This is a genomic window from Marinomonas sp. GJ51-14, from assembly GCF_055808695.1.
On the sequence record NZ_CM147879.1, the window covers coordinates 68,085 to 85,818 of the forward strand.

The 17,734-nt window shown below is 41.2% G+C and carries 17 protein-coding genes and 1 pseudogene; 2 read left to right on the forward strand and 16 right to left on the reverse strand.

All coding sequences use genetic code 11. From position 1 onward, the window contains the following. Positions 1 to 17: 17 nt before the first annotated feature. The 11 genes and pseudogenes from AC0L3Y_RS00340 to AC0L3Y_RS00390 form a co-directional block, all read right to left on the reverse strand. A complete protein-coding gene (locus AC0L3Y_RS00340) occupies positions 18 to 761 on the reverse strand; it encodes a peptidoglycan DD-metalloendopeptidase family protein (RefSeq protein ID WP_473467357.1) in 744 nt (247 codons plus the stop codon). 138 nt (positions 762 to 899) lie between these two features. After that, positions 900 to 1,822: pseudogene (locus AC0L3Y_RS00345) on the reverse strand (DUF368 domain-containing protein). Then, on the reverse strand, positions 1,815 to 2,480 hold the full coding sequence (locus AC0L3Y_RS00350) for a protein-L-isoaspartate(D-aspartate) O-methyltransferase (protein WP_473467361.1): 666 nt from the start codon (positions 2,478 to 2,480) through the stop codon (positions 1,815 to 1,817). The pseudogene AC0L3Y_RS00345 and the gene AC0L3Y_RS00350 overlap by 8 nt, the downstream one beginning before the upstream one ends. Then, positions 2,477 to 3,223, reverse strand: a complete 747-nt coding sequence (gene surE / locus AC0L3Y_RS00355; RefSeq protein WP_473467364.1) for a 5'/3'-nucleotidase SurE — start codon at positions 3,221 to 3,223, stop codon at positions 2,477 to 2,479. The genes AC0L3Y_RS00350 and surE overlap by 4 nt, the downstream gene beginning before the upstream one ends. After that, a complete protein-coding gene (truD, locus tag AC0L3Y_RS00360; RefSeq protein ID WP_473467366.1) occupies positions 3,204 to 4,295 on the reverse strand; it encodes a tRNA pseudouridine(13) synthase TruD in 1,092 nt (363 codons plus the stop codon). Before truD ends, surE begins: the two co-directional genes overlap by 20 nt. After that, positions 4,292 to 4,813, reverse strand: a complete 522-nt coding sequence (gene ispF, locus AC0L3Y_RS00365) for a 2-C-methyl-D-erythritol 2,4-cyclodiphosphate synthase (RefSeq protein WP_473467369.1) — start codon at positions 4,811 to 4,813, stop codon at positions 4,292 to 4,294. The genes truD and ispF overlap by 4 nt, the downstream gene beginning before the upstream one ends. A gap of 29 nt (positions 4,814 to 4,842) precedes the next feature. Next, on the reverse strand, positions 4,843 to 5,577 hold the full coding sequence (gene ispD / locus AC0L3Y_RS00370) for a 2-C-methyl-D-erythritol 4-phosphate cytidylyltransferase (protein WP_473467372.1): 735 nt from the start codon (positions 5,575 to 5,577) through the stop codon (positions 4,843 to 4,845). Beyond that, complete coding sequence (locus AC0L3Y_RS00375) at positions 5,574 to 5,681, reverse strand: septum formation initiator family protein (protein ID WP_473467375.1); 108 nt, start codon at positions 5,679 to 5,681, stop codon at positions 5,574 to 5,576. Before AC0L3Y_RS00375 ends, ispD begins: the two co-directional genes overlap by 4 nt. Before the next feature lie 5 nt (positions 5,682 to 5,686). Continuing rightward, positions 5,687 to 5,854: an FtsB family cell division protein gene (locus tag AC0L3Y_RS00380; protein ID WP_473467378.1), complete on the reverse strand. Its 168-nt coding sequence runs from the start codon at positions 5,852 to 5,854 to the stop codon at positions 5,687 to 5,689. Positions 5,855 to 5,963: 109 nt separating this feature from the next. Then, the gene (gene eno / locus AC0L3Y_RS00385) at positions 5,964 to 7,265 is read right to left on the reverse strand and encodes a phosphopyruvate hydratase (RefSeq protein WP_473467381.1); all 1,302 of its coding nucleotides are present in this window, start codon (positions 7,263 to 7,265) and stop codon (positions 5,964 to 5,966) included. 51 nt (positions 7,266 to 7,316) lie between these two features. Then, on the reverse strand, positions 7,317 to 8,951 hold the full coding sequence (locus tag AC0L3Y_RS00390; RefSeq protein ID WP_473467384.1) for a CTP synthase: 1,635 nt from the start codon (positions 8,949 to 8,951) through the stop codon (positions 7,317 to 7,319). A gap of 355 nt (positions 8,952 to 9,306) precedes the next feature. Between AC0L3Y_RS00390 and AC0L3Y_RS00395 the strand changes: the two genes are divergently transcribed. Both AC0L3Y_RS00395 and AC0L3Y_RS00400 read left to right on the forward strand, forming a co-directional pair. After that, positions 9,307 to 9,687 (forward strand): P-loop NTPase fold protein, encoded by a 381-nt coding sequence (locus AC0L3Y_RS00395; RefSeq protein ID WP_473467387.1) that lies wholly within the window; start codon positions 9,307 to 9,309, stop codon positions 9,685 to 9,687. 50 nt (positions 9,688 to 9,737) lie between these two features. Then, positions 9,738 to 9,983: a hypothetical protein gene (locus tag AC0L3Y_RS00400; protein ID WP_473467390.1), complete on the forward strand. Its 246-nt coding sequence runs from the start codon at positions 9,738 to 9,740 to the stop codon at positions 9,981 to 9,983. Here the strand turns inward: AC0L3Y_RS00400 and tilS are convergent. The 5 genes from tilS to lpxB form a co-directional block, all read right to left on the reverse strand. Next, on the reverse strand, positions 9,980 to 11,347 hold the full coding sequence (gene tilS / locus AC0L3Y_RS00405) for a tRNA lysidine(34) synthetase TilS (RefSeq protein WP_473467393.1): 1,368 nt from the start codon (positions 11,345 to 11,347) through the stop codon (positions 9,980 to 9,982). The two genes, AC0L3Y_RS00400 and tilS, sit on opposite strands and share 4 nt — an antisense overlap. 42 nt (positions 11,348 to 11,389) lie before the next feature. Then, positions 11,390 to 12,337 (reverse strand): acetyl-CoA carboxylase carboxyl transferase subunit alpha, encoded by a 948-nt coding sequence (accA, locus tag AC0L3Y_RS00410; protein ID WP_036161850.1) that lies wholly within the window; start codon positions 12,335 to 12,337, stop codon positions 11,390 to 11,392. A gap of 117 nt (positions 12,338 to 12,454) precedes the next feature. After that, on the reverse strand, positions 12,455 to 15,931 hold the full coding sequence (gene dnaE / locus AC0L3Y_RS00415; RefSeq protein ID WP_473467395.1) for a DNA polymerase III subunit alpha: 3,477 nt from the start codon (positions 15,929 to 15,931) through the stop codon (positions 12,455 to 12,457). 4 nt (positions 15,932 to 15,935) lie between these two features. Further along, on the reverse strand, positions 15,936 to 16,535 hold the full coding sequence (gene rnhB / locus AC0L3Y_RS00420) for a ribonuclease HII (RefSeq protein WP_473467397.1): 600 nt from the start codon (positions 16,533 to 16,535) through the stop codon (positions 15,936 to 15,938). After that, the gene (gene lpxB, locus AC0L3Y_RS00425) at positions 16,535 to 17,692 is read right to left on the reverse strand and encodes a lipid-A-disaccharide synthase (RefSeq protein ID WP_473467400.1); all 1,158 of its coding nucleotides are present in this window, start codon (positions 17,690 to 17,692) and stop codon (positions 16,535 to 16,537) included. The genes rnhB and lpxB overlap by 1 nt, the downstream gene beginning before the upstream one ends. Between the last annotated feature and the right edge of the window lie 42 nt (positions 17,693 to 17,734).

The following is a 17,734-nucleotide window of genomic DNA, read 5'->3' on the forward strand; positions in this document are numbered from 1 at the left end:
CTCAAAACTCTCGTTCACTAATTGTTGGGTAAGACCTCTAATGGGTCTATCGGTTGTCCATCACGTCGCACTTCAAAGTGCAACAATGGCCGATCATTTCCTTTACCACCAATAACAGCCAGAGAGTCACCAGCTTTAACATTCTGTTTCTCTTTTACTAGAATGCTATCGTTGTATGCATAGGCACTAAGATAAACGTCGTTGTGTTTCACTATAACGAGGTTTCCATATCCAATTAGACCGCTGCCCGCATAAACGACAGTTCCATCCGCCGCTGCTTTAACCAATGCCCCCTGATCGGCTTTGATATCTATACCTTTACTACTAACACCAGCGTTTGAAAACCCCCTCGCGACCTGACCATCTACAGGCCATGACCAGTCACTAACTGGTTTGTCATCTTTTGTATCTATTTCAGTTGATTTTTTTGCCTCTTTCACCGGTGTTACAACAGGTGTTTTTGCTGACGTATTATTAACGATTAATGGAGTAGAACTGACTTTTGAAGAAGACGTATTCGCGACACTTGAAGAGGATTTGGTCTTCCCACCAAGACGAATTTTTTGTTTCGGATAAATAACATAAGGCGCACCGATTCGATTTAGCCTTGCTAACTCTCGATAATCTAATCCATAGCGGAAAGCGATAGAAAACAAGGTCTCGCCACTTTCCACACGATGATATCCAGTGGACGGAACAGAAGAAACACTGGCATTATTTGAACTATATTTTTGATTGTTTTTTGCTGAGTAATGAAGCACTTCATAAGAGCATCCGCTTAATAAAAAGCATAAAAAAACCAGCCGACTTGTTAACCAAGTTAGCGAGATAAAATTATGTCTTTTATAAAAGCAGCCGTAGATAACGCTTTACTCCATTAATCGATCACTATGATTTTATTACGTTTTGTCTGAGTTACGTAACAATATGTAAGATACAAAGAAAATACTAAAAAAACCGACTAAGGCACATAAAAGTGGCAAGATTAAATCCGTTAAAAAGTAAAAATTTGGTAGATCCCAAGGAAGAGCTAAATGCTCCTCTAATGATACTTTTTTATCATTAATAAGCCGCCATGAGTCTGTAACTTTCCAAGGCCAAACCTTTACTAAAGCCCCTAACATAACGCCAGTCAGTGCAGACAAGGTCATTGAGCGAGCATGACTCAGTAAATAGTGAAGTACTTTAGAGAAACTTAAAAGCCCAATCAGAGCCCCCCAGCAAAAATCATAATAACTGCAATGTCTAGACTTTTGATTGCAGAAAGTATAAATCCGTACATTCCCATCATAAGTAACAAGAAACTACCTGAGACTCCCGGTAAAATCATTGCGCAGATAGCCACCATTCCAGAGAAAAAGACCATCAAAAGTGATGTATCAAGTTGAGTAGGTACGAGTAATGAAAGACTCGCACCGGTAGCGGCACCTAGAAATAAGACACAAAAATGACGCACTCCAAAGCCTGAAATTTGATTGATTAGGAAATAAGCTGATGCCAAGATAAGACCAAAGAAAAAGCTCCACAGGTAGCTCGGATAAACAGCTAAAAGATGGGTAACAATACCTGCAAATAAAAAAATGCTCGTTAAGATCCCGCCACCCAAAGTAAGTAAAAATGTACCATCAAAATGGCGCCACAATGCCTTAACATCACCTTTACATAACAACTGAATACTTTTCTTATTAATACCACTTAACGCATTAATAAGACGGTCATAGACACCTAAAATAAAAGCAATCGTACCGCCTGACACTCCAGGAACAATATCAGCCGCCCCCATAAGTAAACCACTTGCGTATATTCTCAGCCATTTAGGCATGCTCTATTCCTTCTAATAAGGGGACAAAGTGCGCAGACTCAGTCCCTAAACATTTCCATCGATCGCCTTCTTTTCGCCAACAACCTATCTGCGGTGTCGGATGATCAATCGGCATAATTAAAATGCCTTGCTGTTTAAGGCAGTTTGTTAAAGCCAAAGGAACTTTACTTGCCATTGCTGTAATAATAACAGCATCCATCTCAACGTTATTAGGCCAGCCAACTTGACCATCACCAAACAAATACTCAACATTATTAACACCCATTGTAGACAAGCGTAACTTGGCTTGTTTATATAGCGTTTGTTGACGTTCAACCGTATGCACTTTATTAAAAAAGTGAGCCAATATACGAGTTTGATAACCAGAACCCGTTCCCACTTCTAATACACGTCCCAATCTGGCATAGCTTAAAAGCCATTCAGTCATTCTTGCTACTGTCAGTGGTTGGCTAATTGTTTGGTTACGCCCAATAGGAAGTGGCGTTGCAGAGTAAGCAAGATGTGAAAAAGCTGGCTCAACAAAGTCATGGCGTGGAATATTCCCCATTAAGGCTAATAACTCTTCATGAGTAATTCCTGCATCTCTGAGTTGAAGAACCATTTTAGAAGCTCTCGATTCAGTATGCTTTATTAACCAGTTTAGATCCTGTTGGCTCATAAATTTACAGTATCAGTCCATTGTTCAAGGGAGGATTTCGCGTCATAGCAAGTCATATCTGTATGAATGGGGGTAATTGAGACATAACCGTTTTCAACAGCAAAAAAATCTGTTCCTTCAGAGGCATCATAAGGCTCAGATAAAGCACCGATCCAAAAACTAGGCAAGCCTTTTGGGTGCTGTGCGGAAACAGGAGCTTGAGCTTTATGACGATAACCAAGGCGAGTTACCTGTATTCCTTTTAATTCATCATAAGATATATCTGGTACATTTACGTTTAACAAGATACCCGCTGGCACAGACAAGGTATGAGAATCTTGAAGCAAACGTATAACGACTTCTGCAGCTGTATCAAAATACTTAGTGCCGACTAAAGAAACTGCCAAAGCAGGTCTTCCTAAATGACGTGCTTCCATGGCTGCTGCAACAGTTCCAGAATAAATAACATCATCCCCCAAATTAGCACCATGATTTATTCCCGACACCACCAAGCTTACTTCACCATCGATTATTCCAGATAATGCTAGGTTCACACAATCCGCTGGTGTTCCATCAACACGATACTGATTATCTTCTACTTTGATTGGTTGTAATGGCCGGGTCAAAGTTAATGAGTTACTCGCACCGCTATGATTACGGTCAGGAGCAACAACTAAAACCGCATACTCTTGTCGTAATCTTTTTGCCAAAGTCTGTATACCAACCGCATCAATGCCATCGTCGTTAGCGATCAATATTCTCATGGTGCTTCTCTGCTGACTTATCGGTAAAATCTATCATTTCGCGAAATACACTGGTTGCAAAACAACCTTTTGGTAATGAAAATTCAACAATCAATTGTATATTATCTTCATTTTCCTTAAGCAACTCCCAAGCCATATTCATAGGAACAAGACGAGCTAGCCGACTGTCTCGAGAAAGGTCAAAGCCAATCAAAGCATCAACTAAATCCATATGTTCAGATAGAGAGGCTTTGATAGCTGACTCCCGTTGAAGGCCTGTGCCAGCCTCCCAACCTTCACTAATCATGGGCAAAACAGGACTGATTTCACCACGCATTACGCTAAGGTGTATCAATGCGTCCATTTCTTTTACGCGAAATTGCTCATCTTTACGCTGGAATTGTGCAATATCACCATCACATAAGCGTGACCACATACCATTTTCAATTTGATCGCTTAATGCTTGATTGAAACACCAAGAACGAATCGCTGATAACCAAAAGGATTCAGTCTTAGATAACTTCCGACGACTCTGTCGTCCTTGTAAAACAAAGCTTTTGCCATTGTGTAAATTATTGCCATTTATACCAAAACGCTGGGGGCCATAATAGTTAGGTACACCACCTTCTTTGATCAAGTTTAAACGCCCTTCAAGTTCATTCAGATCCCCACGAATACCTCGTAAGCGAATCACAAAACGATTTGATAAATGAGCCCCTGTTCGAAGCTTTTTAGAATGGCGTAACTGTGCAATCACTCGTACACTTTCAGGCTCTCTAAAAGCCTCTTGTATACCTGACAAGTCTGGCTCTTGATTTAAGACATGCAAACAAAACCATTGACGAGTACAAGCATGACGGTCTTTCACGCCACTGTACGTCACCTTATTTGGCGCGATACCTGCTATTTGTGCTAAACGTTTTGCAAGGAAGTCTGTGTTAACACCTTGCTTTTCAATAAACACAAAGCAAAATTCACCTTTATCATCGGGCTCAAAACCAAGTTGTTCTTCGACATAAAAATCTTGTACATGCGTTTTTAAGTCACCCGTCACTTCAGGTTTGGACCAAGCATATCGCCATTCAGTATTCATTCGCTACCCTGACTAAAGAGCCCCTGATTAAAGTAAGCTTGTTTAAAAATCAGTGCTACCGCTTCAACAGCAATACCCTCTTTACGACCTGTGAAGCCTAGCTTTTCTGTGGTTGTTGCCTTTACATTAACCGCACTGATGTCCACCAATAAATCATCGGCAATATTCGCTCTCATCACATCAATATACGGGCGCATTTTAGGCGCTTCAGCAATAATAGTGACATCAATATTACCGACTCGAAAACCAAGTGACATGATTTTTTGATAAGCGCGTTTCAGTAAAGTCCGGCTGTCAGCGCCAGCAAACTCGGAATCCGTATCAGGAAAGTGTTTTCCTATGTCTCCAAGTGCCGCGGCACCTAAAAGTGCATCAGTTAAAGCATGTAACGCCACATCACCATCTGAATGGGCAATCAACCCTTGGGAATAAGGAATGGAAACACCACCTAAAACAACATGGTCACCTTCACCAAACTTATGAACATCAAAACCATGGCCAATGCGAAACGGCATCATGATAATTACTCCTGTGCTATGAATTGCACTTATTTATTTGAAGATAAATTTGAACCTGAGAGATAAGAAAAAAGCGCTTCTGCGATCAATAAATCTTCAGGTAGCGTCACCTTAATATTACTACTCTCTCCCATCAGAAGATCTGGATGCCAGCCAGCAAACTCCATTGCAGAGCATTCATCTGTTATCACAACACCTTCCGACTGAGCTTTTTCTAAAGCGTTAAGCAATCGGCTAGAAATAAATTTTTGTGGCGTTTGAGCCAACCAAATACTGCTTCTATCAAGTGTTATATCAACCGACGACATAGACGCTGGCAATTTCGCCGGCAATTCTCGCTTCACAGTATCTCGAGCTGGCATTGCTAAAAGAACCCCCTGATCTGAACTATGACAAATTATTTGCTCTAATTTTTTCTGGGTTAACAAAGGGCGCGCAGCATCATGAACCAAAACTTCTTGCTGTTCATCCTCTGTAAAGGACACCAAAAACTGCAAGCCTTTTAAAACCGTATCACTGCGTTCCTTACCACCAATGAAAGTATGAACCGATGTGTGTTCAAACCATTTTGAATCAGACCAATAAGCGTCTTCAGGACTAACCCCGACGGCAACCCCTGCAATTAAAGGATGCCCAACAAATATTCCGATTGTACGGTCTAAAATGCTTTGCCCTGCTAATGGCAAATACTGCTTTGGGCAATCCGCTTGCATACGCTGGCCGACACCTGCCGCAGGAATAATAACCCATAAAGGCAGCGTCATTGCTTATTCACCATACGATAAAACACTTCATTATCTTTGATATATTGAAGCTCACTGCGAACATGTTCCTCCACAGCTTCTTCACCAAGCCTAAGATCAACCACTTGCGCTAGCGCAGAGCTTCATTACGATGTTTGAGACGTTGGTTAATTCGTTCTTGGTATGCAATCTGCTTCGCCAGTTCTTCTTGGCGCTTTATACCTTGTTCACCAAAATATAAATGAAAGGACTGATAACCAATAGCACAGGCAAAAAAGACAATTAACAAACGCCCCATAAAACCCTCGAAGACTCAAATAAAAAACATTCCCTATTATCAAAGGAATTAAGTTAAAAAAAATAAAAAAAGGGAGAACAAAGTTCTCCCTTTTTAGGTCAAGCTAATATCAAGCTTGACCTTTCACTTCTTTAAGACCGTTATAAGGTGCTTTTGAACCTAGTGCTTCTTCGATACGTAGAAGTTGGTTGTATTTAGCTACACGATCAGAACGGCTCAATGAACCTGTTTTGATTTGGCCAGCCGCAGTACCAACAGCTAAGTCAGCAATTGTTGAGTCTTCTGTTTCACCTGAACGGTGAGAGATAACAACAGTGAAACCAGCGTCTTTAGCCATTTTGATTGCCGCTAACGTTTCAGTTAAAGAACCAATTTGGTTAAATTTGATTAAGATTGAGTTAGCAATACCGTTGTCGATACCACGCTTAAGAATCTTAGTGTTTGTTACGAATAGATCGTCACCAACTAATTGAATTTTATCGCCAAGAAGTTTAGTTTGGTGTGCGAAACCATCCCAGTCTGACTCGTCAAGACCATCTTCGATAGAAACGATTGGGTATTGTTCAGTAAGATCTTTAAGGAAGAAGTTGAATTCTTCTGAAGTGAATTTTTTGCCTTCACCTTTAAGATCGTAGATATTTGCTTCTTTGTCGTAGAACTCAGATGCAGCACAGTCCATCGCTAAAGTAATATCTTTACCTAATTCGTAACCAGCATTTGCAACAGCAACTTTGATTGCAGCAAGAGCTGCTTCGTTTGAAGCTAGGTTAGGAGCAAAACCACCTTCATCACCAACAGCAGTTGAGTGACCGTCAGCTTTAAGCACTTTAGCTAGGCTATGGAATACTTCAGCCCCCATACGTAGACCTTCACGGAACGTTGCAGCGCCAACAGGTTGGATCATGAATTCTTGGATATCAACAGAGTTATCCGCATGCTCACCACCATTGATGATGTTCATCATTGGAAGCGGCATAGAGTAAACACCAGAAGTACCGTTTAAGTCAGCAATGTGAGCGTAAAGAGGAACTTTCTTAGAGATAGCCGCTGCTTTAGCAGCCGCTAGAGAAACGGCCAAGATAGCGTTTGCACCAAATTTAGCTTTGTTCTCAGTACCGTCCAGGTCGATCATGATTTGGTCAAGTTCAGCTTGTGCTAGTGCACTTTTGCCAACGAGCGCTTCCGCGATTGGACCATTTACAGCAGCAACAGCTTTAAGAACACCTTTACCTAGGTAACGTGCTTTGTCGCCATCACGTAATTCAAGTGCTTCACGAGAACCCGTTGAGGCTCCAGAAGGCGCAGCAGCCATACCGATAGAACCATCAGCTAAATGAACTTCAGCTTCTACAGTTGGGTTACCACGTGAATCCATGATTTCACGACCTTTAACTCGAACGATCTGACTCATAACAAACCTCTTTAAATGTATAAAAAATCACAAACTGCCTGTTTGCTCGATTTATTTTTCTTTTCCTGCATATTTTAACGCAGCATGAACAAAGGCACTAAATAGGCCATGTCCATATCTAGGCGTTGAAGTAAACTCAGGGTGAAATTGACAAGCGACAAACCAAGGGTGATTCGCAATTTCAACCATTTCAACCAATGAATTATCTTCCGAACGACCTGATATTGTCAGACCAGCAGACTCCAACGCAGAAACATAAAAATTATTTACTTCATAACGGTGGCGATGGCGTTCTTTAATCACAGTCTGGCCATAAGCTTCAAACGCTTTAGTACCCTCTGTTAGATTGCAGTTCTGTGCGCCAAGACGCATAGTGCCGCCTAGATCAGATTCCTCTGAACGTATCTCTTTAGAGCCTTCAGTATTTGTCCATTCGGTAATAAGACCAACGACTGGATTCTCTGCTTTTAAATTGAATTCAGTACTATGGGCACCTGGTAAATTGGCCACATTACGTGCAAATTCAATAACCGCTACTTGCATACCCAAACAAATACCTAGGTAAGGTACTTTGTTTTCACGCGCATATTGAGCCGTCAGAATTTTACCTTCAACGCCTCGCTCACCAAACCCACCAGGAACAAGAATAGCATCCATTCCTTTTAGGCATTCGGTACCATTTTCTTCAATACTTTCAGAATCAATGTAATGCAATTTAACTTTAGTTCGAGCATGAATACCAGCGTGGTCCATTGCTTCAATTAAAGATTTATAGGCATCCAACAACTCCATGTATTTACCGACCATGGCAATATTGACTTGTTTCTCAGGATTAAGCTTGGCTTGTGTTACCTTATTCCAGATCTCAAGATCTGGCATATTACAATCCAAATTAAAATACTCAACAATCAGATTATCTAGACCTTGATCGTTCAACATTTGCGGAATGCGATAAATCGTGTCTGCATCTGGAAGGGAAATAACAGCACGCTCTTCTACACTAGTAAACAATGCAATTTTCTTACGTTCTGGTGCTTCAATAGAAACCTCTGAACGACAAATAAGAATATCTGGTTGAATACCGATAGAACGTAATTCTTTTACAGAATGCTGCGTTGGTTTGGTTTTAGTTTCACCCGCAGTTCGAATATAAGGAACAAGTGTCAAATGCATAAACAATGCACGGCGTGGACCCAATTCCACTTTCAACTGACGAACGGCTTCTAAGAAAGGTTGTGATTCGATATCACCAACAGTGCCACCGATTTCAACCAAAGCAACATCTGCACCTTCAGCACCAGAAAGAACACGACGTTTGATTTCATCGGTAATATGAGGAATTACTTGAACGGTTCCACCTAGGTATTCACCACGACGTTCTTTACGAAGAACATGTTGGTAAACACGACCACTGGTAAAGTTATTACGTTTACCCATTTTTGTAGAAATGAAACGTTCGTAGTGACCTAGATCCAAATCCGTTTCAGCGCCATCTTCTGTTACATAGACTTCGCCGTGCTGGAAAGGACTCATGGTACCAGGATCCACATTAATATACGGATCCAACTTTAACATGGTGACTTTTAGACCACGAGATTCAAGAATGGCAGCTAGTGATGCTGAAGCCAAGCCTTTACCAAGAGATGAAACTACACCGCCTGTAACGAAAATATATCGTGTCGCCATGAGTGTTTAACCCGCCTTAAAATATGAAAAAATGAGATATGATGGCACAGAAAAATGTACCTTCAGGACGGGGGAAAATAATAACATCGCAAGACCGTTCACTCAATGTAAAACGACGCTGTTTTCTACTGCAGAGACGGTTAATCATACAATAACCAGTTAAGCCACTTGATCTACACCAATCTAGCGCACATTACAGCTTAGAATCATCAATCAAATAACTAAGCCTCTCCTATACCACCTAATACAAATATATATTAACAATGGCCATTTCTGTTTTCGTCCCGGTACATATTACATGGTAATCTAGAACTCACATCATCTCTAGATTAGTGCCATATATTTAGGAAACACAATGACACCTTCAAAATTAAACCATTTCTACAATGACTCAGAAGAAGTAAAACAGGCCTTAGCTAAAATACAGGATGCTCTTAATAAACCACACCGGACTCTGATTGGTTTAACGGGTGGACCAGGATCCGGAAAAAGCACATTCGCAGAGTATGTTACGTCTTATTTTTCCACACAACAAAAACAAACCATTAGCCTTTCTATGGATGGCTTTCACTTATCAAAAGCTCAAATTAACGCCCTGCCAAACGCAGAAGAAGCCTTCGCAAGAAGAGGAGCACCCTGGACGTTTGATAGCTCCGCTTTTACCAAATGTGTTAAAGCTATTCATCAAGGCTACAAAAAAAAGATATTCTTTGGCCAAGCTTTGACCACAGCCTAGGCGACCCCATAGAAGACGACATTTGTATAAACAAAGAAGTCAAAGTTGTTTTGATCGAAGGCTTGTATTTATTGCATCAACAAAATGACTGGCAAAAAGCAACAGCCTTATTTGATGAACACTGGTTCCTAGATACGCCAGTTGACGTATCCATTGAGCGTTTAGCGCAACGCCACATGAAAGCTTGGGGCTTCAGTCATGAACAAGCCATGGAAAGGATAAATCGAAGTGACAGCTTAAACGCGAAGCTGGTTCTTTCAACAAAAGACAAAGCAGATTGGCTGCTGAAGGGCTAATTTTTATCTAATGCCATAAGTAAAGGCAGCTTACCAGATAAACGCCATTCAATTTTAATATGCAGGTAATCTGGATGAAGCCACAATGAACCGACTGCAACCAGTTCATCACCGATAAAAACATAAGGTAAATGCTCCCGCCACCAACTAGGTAGCTGCAGATCATTTAGCCATTTCTTAAGTTTACGGCTTTTACCGTTTTTAAAGGTCAATACAGCACCTTGTGGGCGCGATCGTAAAATACAACAATCACAACCACTCACTCGAATTTCATCGAAGGGCCGCTTTAACACCTCACCTGAAACCAAAGGAGCAAGCTGTACTCTTTGATCCAGCGGTAAAAGATACATCGTATTCTGATGACGCATAATACGACCATTCTCAAGCCTAAACTCTGGATGTCGGTCTTCTCCGCCAGACAACATCTGCTCAATACTTTCTAATTGAAGTTGAGGCAATGAAATACTTTTATTCTGTAAGAAGTGGCGCAACCAAAAAAGTCTTTCCTCTAATGACATTTCACTAATAAAAGACAAATCTAAGCCGCCATATTCATTGCACCATTTAGTCAATTGCTGCTCAGCAAACCGAGAGAGCATAAGATAATCGGTTTCAATTCGCTGAGCTCCAGAAGCTATACTCTGCTCCATCCTTGGAAACCGTTCTTTCAGAATAGGCACAACACGTTGCCGTAAAAAATTCCGAGTAAAACGCTCATCCATATTAGAGTCGTCTTGAATCCATTTCAATTTTTCTTGATATGCATAAGACTCAATACTCACTTTCGATACATGAAGAAAAGGACGAATAAGATAAGCACCTTCTGCACCAATTGCACGAGTACTTGGCATACCAGATAACCCTTTTCCACCGGTTCCACGTAATAACCGAAATAGAACGGTTTCAGCTTGGTCACTACCATGATGCGCCAATAACAAGGCATCTTTCGCTGTCATTATTTGTTCAAAGGCGCGGTATCGAGCATTACGCGCAGCGTCTTCGACTGAGGCTTGAGCTTCTAATTGAACGCGCTTAGCAACGAAACGTACATCGAGTTTTTGACACACTTGTTCGCAATGACTTAGCCAACTATCCGCATGGTCACTAAGCCCATGATGAATATGAATCACCGCCAATTTTCGTCGCTGCTGAGCAGTCAGCTGACTCACGATCGCATGCAGTAAAACATGAGAATCTACGCCACCACTGAAACCAATCCACACTGTGTCTACTTCAGAAAATAAGTCATCTACCCACTCTTGATTAAATCGAAGAGGCGATGAAGATTTGATCGGTTTTAACTGTGTCTGTCTCATCATTAGCTCTAAATAAAAGCGGTTATTTATCCAAGAGTAAAAAAACAAAAAAGCCCCCTTAATAGGAGGCTCTTTAGAATCACAAAAAAATTATAAACCGTATGACATCAAACGATTATAACGACGAGCCAACAACTCTTCTGTCGTTAATGCTTCCATTCGATCCAACGCAGCTAAAATATTTTGTTTTAGGCTTTGTGCAATCTGTTCATGAGCAATGTGAGCGCCACCTAATGGCTCAGGAACAATCGTATCCACAAGCCCAAGCTCTTGAAGACGTTGTGCTGTAATTCCCATTGCTTTAGCAGCATCAGACGCACGGTCTGCACTCTTCCAAAGAATAGAAGCACAACCTTCAGGAGAAATAACAGAGTATGTGCCGTATTGAAGCATCATCAATTCATCACAAACACCGATAGCGAGTGCACCACCAGAACCGCCTTCACCAATTACAGTAGAGATAATCGGCGTTTTAAGACGAGACATAACCGCTAGGTTAAAAGCAATCGCTTCACTTTGCCCACGCTCTTCAGCGCCAACACCAGGATAAGCCCCAGGTGTATCAATCAAGGTAACAATAGGCATATTAAAACGTTCTGCCGTTTCCATTAAGCGTAGCGCTTTACGGTAACCTTCTGGACGTGGCATACCAAAATTGCGAAGCACTTTTTCTTTTACTTCACGACCTTTTTGATGACCAATAACCATAACGGGACGGCCGTCTAAACGAGCAATACCGCCAACAATTGCACGATCATCAGCATAATGACGATCACCATGCATCTCTTCAAAATCTGTAAAAGCGTGTTTTATATAGTCAAGTGTATACGGACGCTTTGGGTGACGCGCTAATTGAGATACTTCCCACGCCCCTAAATTGCTAAATAGACTTTTAGTAAGCGCTACTTTCTTGTCTTCAAGACGACTGATTTCATCACCGATGTTCAGTTCGTTATCATTACCGACTAAGCGTAACTCTTCAATTTTCTGTTCAAGCTCAGCAATCGGCTGTTCAAAAGGGAGATAATCTAAATTCATGTTTAATTACACTACTGTTTGGTTGCCATCAAATTCAAAAACAAAAAGCGACCTGCTATTTGTTCTATGTAAGTGCGTCGCGACGCCACATTCCGTTGCACGGACTAGTAAATAAGATTAATTATACACTAACTGAACATTTTGTTTACCGTATTGTTTCTGAAGTTGGTGAATTAATTCGTCATCCGGACGAACTTTCCAATCATTCCCTAAACGAATATCACCACATGCTTGTGGTGTATCAAACCCAATAACCACATCACAGCCATCACCACGATATGAAGCCATATGGTCAGCTAAGGTTTGAATATCTGTTGGAGTCACTGTCTCAGAAGTCCAAGTAATTCGCAATGCTTCTACATAACGAATTCGAGCTTGCGCAATATCTAGAATATTCCGAGCAATAACTTTTTGCCCACCACGGAACTCATCAACCGTAATCTCACCTTCCACAACAACAACTTCATCTTTAACAATGACGTCTTTAAAGCTGTCATAATTATCAGGAAATACGGTTACTTCGATACGAGCAGAACGATCGTCTAAGGTAACGAAGGCAATGTTACCACCTTTTTTACTTTTGGTAATACGCAAGTCAACAATCAACCCAGCCATGATTTGCGTATCACCACGCTTGGGCTGTAAATCAACTATTTTAGAACGAACAAAGCGACGAATTTCTTTCTCATATTCATCAATTGGGTGGCCCGTTACGTATAAACCTAATGTGTCTTTTTCACCGTCCAACCGCTGCCTTGGAGGCCACTCATGCTGTATTCCTATTTCTTTATAGGCATCTTCCGTATTTTCTTCGACAGCAACACCAAATAAATCCATCATGCCAGCATCTTGATTCTTAGCGTCCTGTACAGCACGCTTCAAAGCTTCATCAATACATGCAAACAAAGTGGCACGATTAGGCCCAATTGTATCAAAAGCACCAGAGCGAACTAGGGCTTCCATCACGCGCTTGTTCACCCTTCGGCCAACTCGCTGACAAAAATCAAAAATATGCTCAAAAGGTCCATCTTTTCGAGCCTCGACAATGGCTTCAATTGGGCCTTCACCTACACCTTTGATAGCACCTAGACCATAAACAATGGCGCCTTTTGGGTTCACAGTGAACTTGAAAACCGATTCATTTACATTTGGTAGCTCTAACACTATTTTCATTGAGCGACATTCTTCAATGAAAATCACGATCTTATCCGTATTCTGCATATCAGCAGACAAAACGGCAGCCATGAAAGGTGCTGGGTAGTGGTTTTTCAACCAAGCCGTTTGGTATGAGACCAGTGCATATGCTGCCGAGTGAGATTTGTTAAAACCGTAACCTGCAAACTTCTCCATCAAGTCAAAAATGTTACCTGATAGGTCTTTATCTACATTATTTTTTAGAGCGCCTTCCATAAAAATTAAGCGCTGCTCAGCCATAACCTCTGGTTTCTTTTTACCCATGGCTCGACGTAATAAATCCGCACCACCAAGAGAAAACTTGGCTAGTACCTGAGCGATCTGCATTACCTGTTCTTGATATAAGATAATACCGTAAGTAGGCTCCAAAACTGGAATCAAGTCATTATGCTGATAATCAGAATGAGGAAAGGCCAGCTCTGCACGACCATGCTTACGGTTGATAAAGTCATCAACCATGCCTGAACCCAATGGTCCAGGGCGATACAGGGCAACCAAGGCGATAATATCTTCAAAACGGGATGGCAAAAGCTTCTTAATCAACTCTTTCATACCACGGGATTCCAGCTGGAATACTGCTGTGGTCTCTGCTCGCTTCAATAAGTCATAAGTTGATTTATCTTCAAGATCTATCAATGAGATATCTAAAGGTGGCTTACCTTCTAATGCATTAATGGTGTCAATATTTTTTACCGCCCAATCGACTACCGTCAGCGTTTTCAAACCTAAGAAGTCAAATTTAACCAGACCGGCTTCTTCCACATCATTCTTGTCGTACTGGGTAACCAGACCAGAGCCATCCTCTTCACAATACAGAGGCGCAAAATCAATCAGTTTTGTTGGCGCAATAACAACACCACCGGCATGTTTACCAAAGTTACGAACCACACCTTCGAGAGATATCGCCATCTCCATAACTTCTGCAGCATCTTCATCACCTGCTAAGAATTCAGGTAACGCAGGCTCTTCTTCTAACGCTTTTTTTAACGTCATGCCAATTTCAAAAGGAATCAATTTTGATAACTTATCGCCCAAGCTATAAGGCTTACCTTGGACACGGGCAACATCTCGCACTACGGCTTTCGCTGCCATCGCACCAAAAGTAATTATCTGAGACACCGCGTCTCGACCGTAGGTTCGTGATACATAGTCAATGACTTTATCACGGTTATCCATACAAAAATCGATATCAAAATCCGGCATAGAAACCCGTTCAGGATTCAAAAATCGCTCGAAAAGAAGATCATATTCTAATGGATCCAAATCGGTGATTTTTAACGCATAAGCCACCAATGAACCAGCACCAGATCCTCGACCTGGCCCAACAGGAATGCCGTTATCTTTTGCCCACTGAATAAAGTCCATTACGATTAAGAAGTAGCCTGGAAACCCCATTTGGTTGATGATGGTTAATTCAAAATCCAAACGATCCCAATATTCTTGACGACGTTTTTCAATTCGCTCGCCGTATTTTTTAGTCAAAAAATCAAAACGTTCCTTTAAGCCGTCAAAGGACAGTTTGTTAAAAAATTCTTCCATCGTCATGCCTTCCGGCACAGGGTAATCAGGTAAAAAATATTCGCCTAGCAAGACATCGACACTACAACGTTTGGCAATTTCGACTGTATTCTCAAGGGCTTCAGGAATATCTTCAAATAAGACAGCCATTTCATCCGCAGTCTTAAAGTATTGCTCTTCTGAATAGCGGCGTTTCCGACGAGGATCATCTAGAGTCACACCATCATGAATACAAACACGTGCTTCATGAGCCTCAAAGTTTTCACGTTTTAAAAAGCGAACATCATTTGTAGCAACAACAGGACAATCTAATTCTGCCGCCAATGGCACGACAGCATGTATATAATCTTCTTCACCTGGACGACTAGTACGTTGCAACTCAATATAAAAACGGTCAGGAAAAACCGACATCCAACGAGCTAATCGACTTTTTGCTTGTTCATTATTGCCCTTTTGCAACAAGATACCAATATCACCGAAACCAGCACCAGATAGGGCGATGATGTCGTCACTACTTTCTTCTATCCATTCTTTTTGAATAATAGGGCGACCTTCAACTTGACCTAATTGATAACCTTGGGAAATGATTTTTATAATATTTTTATAGCCTTGGTTAGATGTTGCCAGCAAGGTAAGACGGTAACGAGAATCCACCTCCTCATCATCTGCAATGACTACATCAGCACCACAAATTGGCTTAATTCCTTTGTCCATTGCACCTTTATAAAAACGTACAAAACCACAAAGGTTATTTTCATCGGTAATCGCAACCGCAGGCATTGACATCAACTCTGTCGTACCAAGCAAACCTTTGATTTTCACCAAACCATCAACTAAAGAAAACTCAGTATGCACTCGTAAATGTATAAACGGTGTGGACAAAATATTATCCCTCTAAAATCTTTTTAACTGGGCCAAAACTACGGCGATGAATAGGTGTAATACCATGAATTCTAAGGGCTTCAAGATGCAGAGCAGTAGGATATCCTTTATGTTTTTCAAAGCCGTATTCTGGGTATATTTTTGAGGCTTTCACTATCTCTCTATCACGGGTCACTTTTGCAAGTATAGATGCAGCTGAAATGGCGGCCTGTCTAGCATCACCTTTTACAACGGCTTCAGCAGGACAGGGTAAATTCAAAGGTATACGATTACCATCCACCAAAACATGCTCAGGAACTAGGGACAACAAACCAACAGCACGAGACATAGCAAGCATACTTGCATGCAATATATTTATTTCATCAATTTCTTCTATTGAAGCACTGGCGATACCATAAGCTAAAGCTTTCTCTTGTATCTCAATAAATAAAGCTTCACGTTTTTTTTCACTTAATTTCTTTGAATCAGCAAGCCCAACTATTGGCCGCTTCGGATCAAGAATCACAGCCGCAGCAACAACGTCTCCCGCTAATGGCCCTCTTCCCGCCTCATCAGTACCAGCAATTAAGTCACCAAAATACATTTGACTAACAAAAGGTTCCACTATTCCCCCTTCTTTTCAAGCATAGAAATAATGGCTTGCGCAGCTTGCTTACCTGCATTTTTACGCAACATTTGATGTAGATTAAGGTATTTAGTCTGTATCGTTTTATCTTCAACAAAAGACTTCCACGTCAACAACAAGCTATTTGATAAATTTTCTGGCGTTGCTTGATCTTGAAGCAATTCAGGTACTAGAGGCTCATTCGCCAATAAATTTGGCAAGGAGACATAAGGCACTTTTATCATCCTAGACATAATGGCGTAGGTTAACTTGTTAACTCTGTAAGACACCACCATAGGACGCTTTACTAACATAGCTTCCAAAGCGGCCGTACCGGAAGCAAGTAGAATCGCATCAGAAGCTGCCATTACCGTGCGAGACTGTCCATCGATAAGGATGGCCTTTGTATTAGCTTCTTTTAAAATAGCCTCTATTTGAATACGTCTTTCAGCATTTGCCGCTGGCATAATAAAAGTTGCATCGGGTTCTTTTTGTTTAATGAGTTTTATTGTCTCAATAAAAAGAGGAGCAAGGCGAGATACTTCACCTTCTCTAGAACCAGGTAGAACACCAAATACAGGCCCTTTGATTCCATTTAAACCCAATACTTCTCTGGCATTATCAGCATCACTGTCTAATGGAATTTCATCAGCTAAAGTATGACCAACGCAAACCACTGGAATTTTGTGCTCATGATAAATTGGTAGCTCAAATGGGAAAAGAGCCAGCATCAAATCAACAGATTTTTTGATATTAAAAATGCGTTTTTGACGCCACGCCCAAACTGAAGGACTAACATAATGAACAGTAGGAATTCCGGCCTGCTTTAACTTTCTAGCAAGTGGCATATTAAAATCTGGAGAATCAATACCAATAAAGGCCGTTGGAGAATCTCTCAAGCACGACTGATATAAGCGTTTACGAATACCTAACAGCTCTCTCAACCGGCCGAGTACTTCAACCAATCCCATGACAGAAAGTCTGTCCATTGGCACGATACTTTTAAAACCTTGGGCCTGCATTAATGGACCGCCTATCCCTTCAAATACGGCGTTTGGTTGTAGGATTTTTAAATGAGCAATTAGGTTAGCTCCCAAAATATCACCAGAAGCCTCACCAGCCACTAACACATAACGTGTTGCAGACATCTCCTTCATTTATACGCCCTCTAACTTTTATTTTTCACTAATAAAAAACCC

What these genes read in the sequence shown, in the direction of transcription:
- truD (WP_473467366.1), bottom strand. Translation starts at nt 4,295, where the DNA reads ATGAATACTGAATGGCGATATGCTTGGTCCAAACCTGAAGTGACGGGT.
- AC0L3Y_RS00350 (WP_473467361.1), bottom strand. Translation starts at nt 2,480, where the DNA reads ATGAGCCAACAGGATCTAAACTGGTTAATAAAGCATACTGAATCGAGA.
- AC0L3Y_RS00395 (WP_473467387.1), top strand. Translation starts at nt 9,307, where the DNA reads ATGACACCTTCAAAATTAAACCATTTCTACAATGACTCAGAAGAAGTA.
- eno (WP_473467381.1), bottom strand. Translation starts at nt 7,265, where the DNA reads ATGAGTCAGATCGTTCGAGTTAAAGGTCGTGAAATCATGGATTCACGT.
- AC0L3Y_RS00380 (WP_473467378.1), bottom strand. Translation starts at nt 5,854, where the DNA reads ATGGGGCGTTTGTTAATTGTCTTTTTTGCCTGTGCTATTGGTTATCAG.
- ispF (WP_473467369.1), bottom strand. Translation starts at nt 4,813, where the DNA reads ATGATGCCGTTTCGCATTGGCCATGGTTTTGATGTTCATAAGTTTGGT.
- ispD (WP_473467372.1), bottom strand. Translation starts at nt 5,577, where the DNA reads ATGACGCTGCCTTTATGGGTTATTATTCCTGCGGCAGGTGTCGGCCAG.
- AC0L3Y_RS00390 (WP_473467384.1), bottom strand. Translation starts at nt 8,951, where the DNA reads ATGGCGACACGATATATTTTCGTTACAGGCGGTGTAGTTTCATCTCTT.
- surE (WP_473467364.1), bottom strand. Translation starts at nt 3,223, where the DNA reads ATGAGAATATTGATCGCTAACGACGATGGCATTGATGCGGTTGGTATA.
- accA (WP_036161850.1), bottom strand. Translation starts at nt 12,337, where the DNA reads ATGAATTTAGATTATCTCCCTTTTGAACAGCCGATTGCTGAGCTTGAA.
- lpxB (WP_473467400.1), bottom strand. Translation starts at nt 17,692, where the DNA reads ATGAAGGAGATGTCTGCAACACGTTATGTGTTAGTGGCTGGTGAGGCT.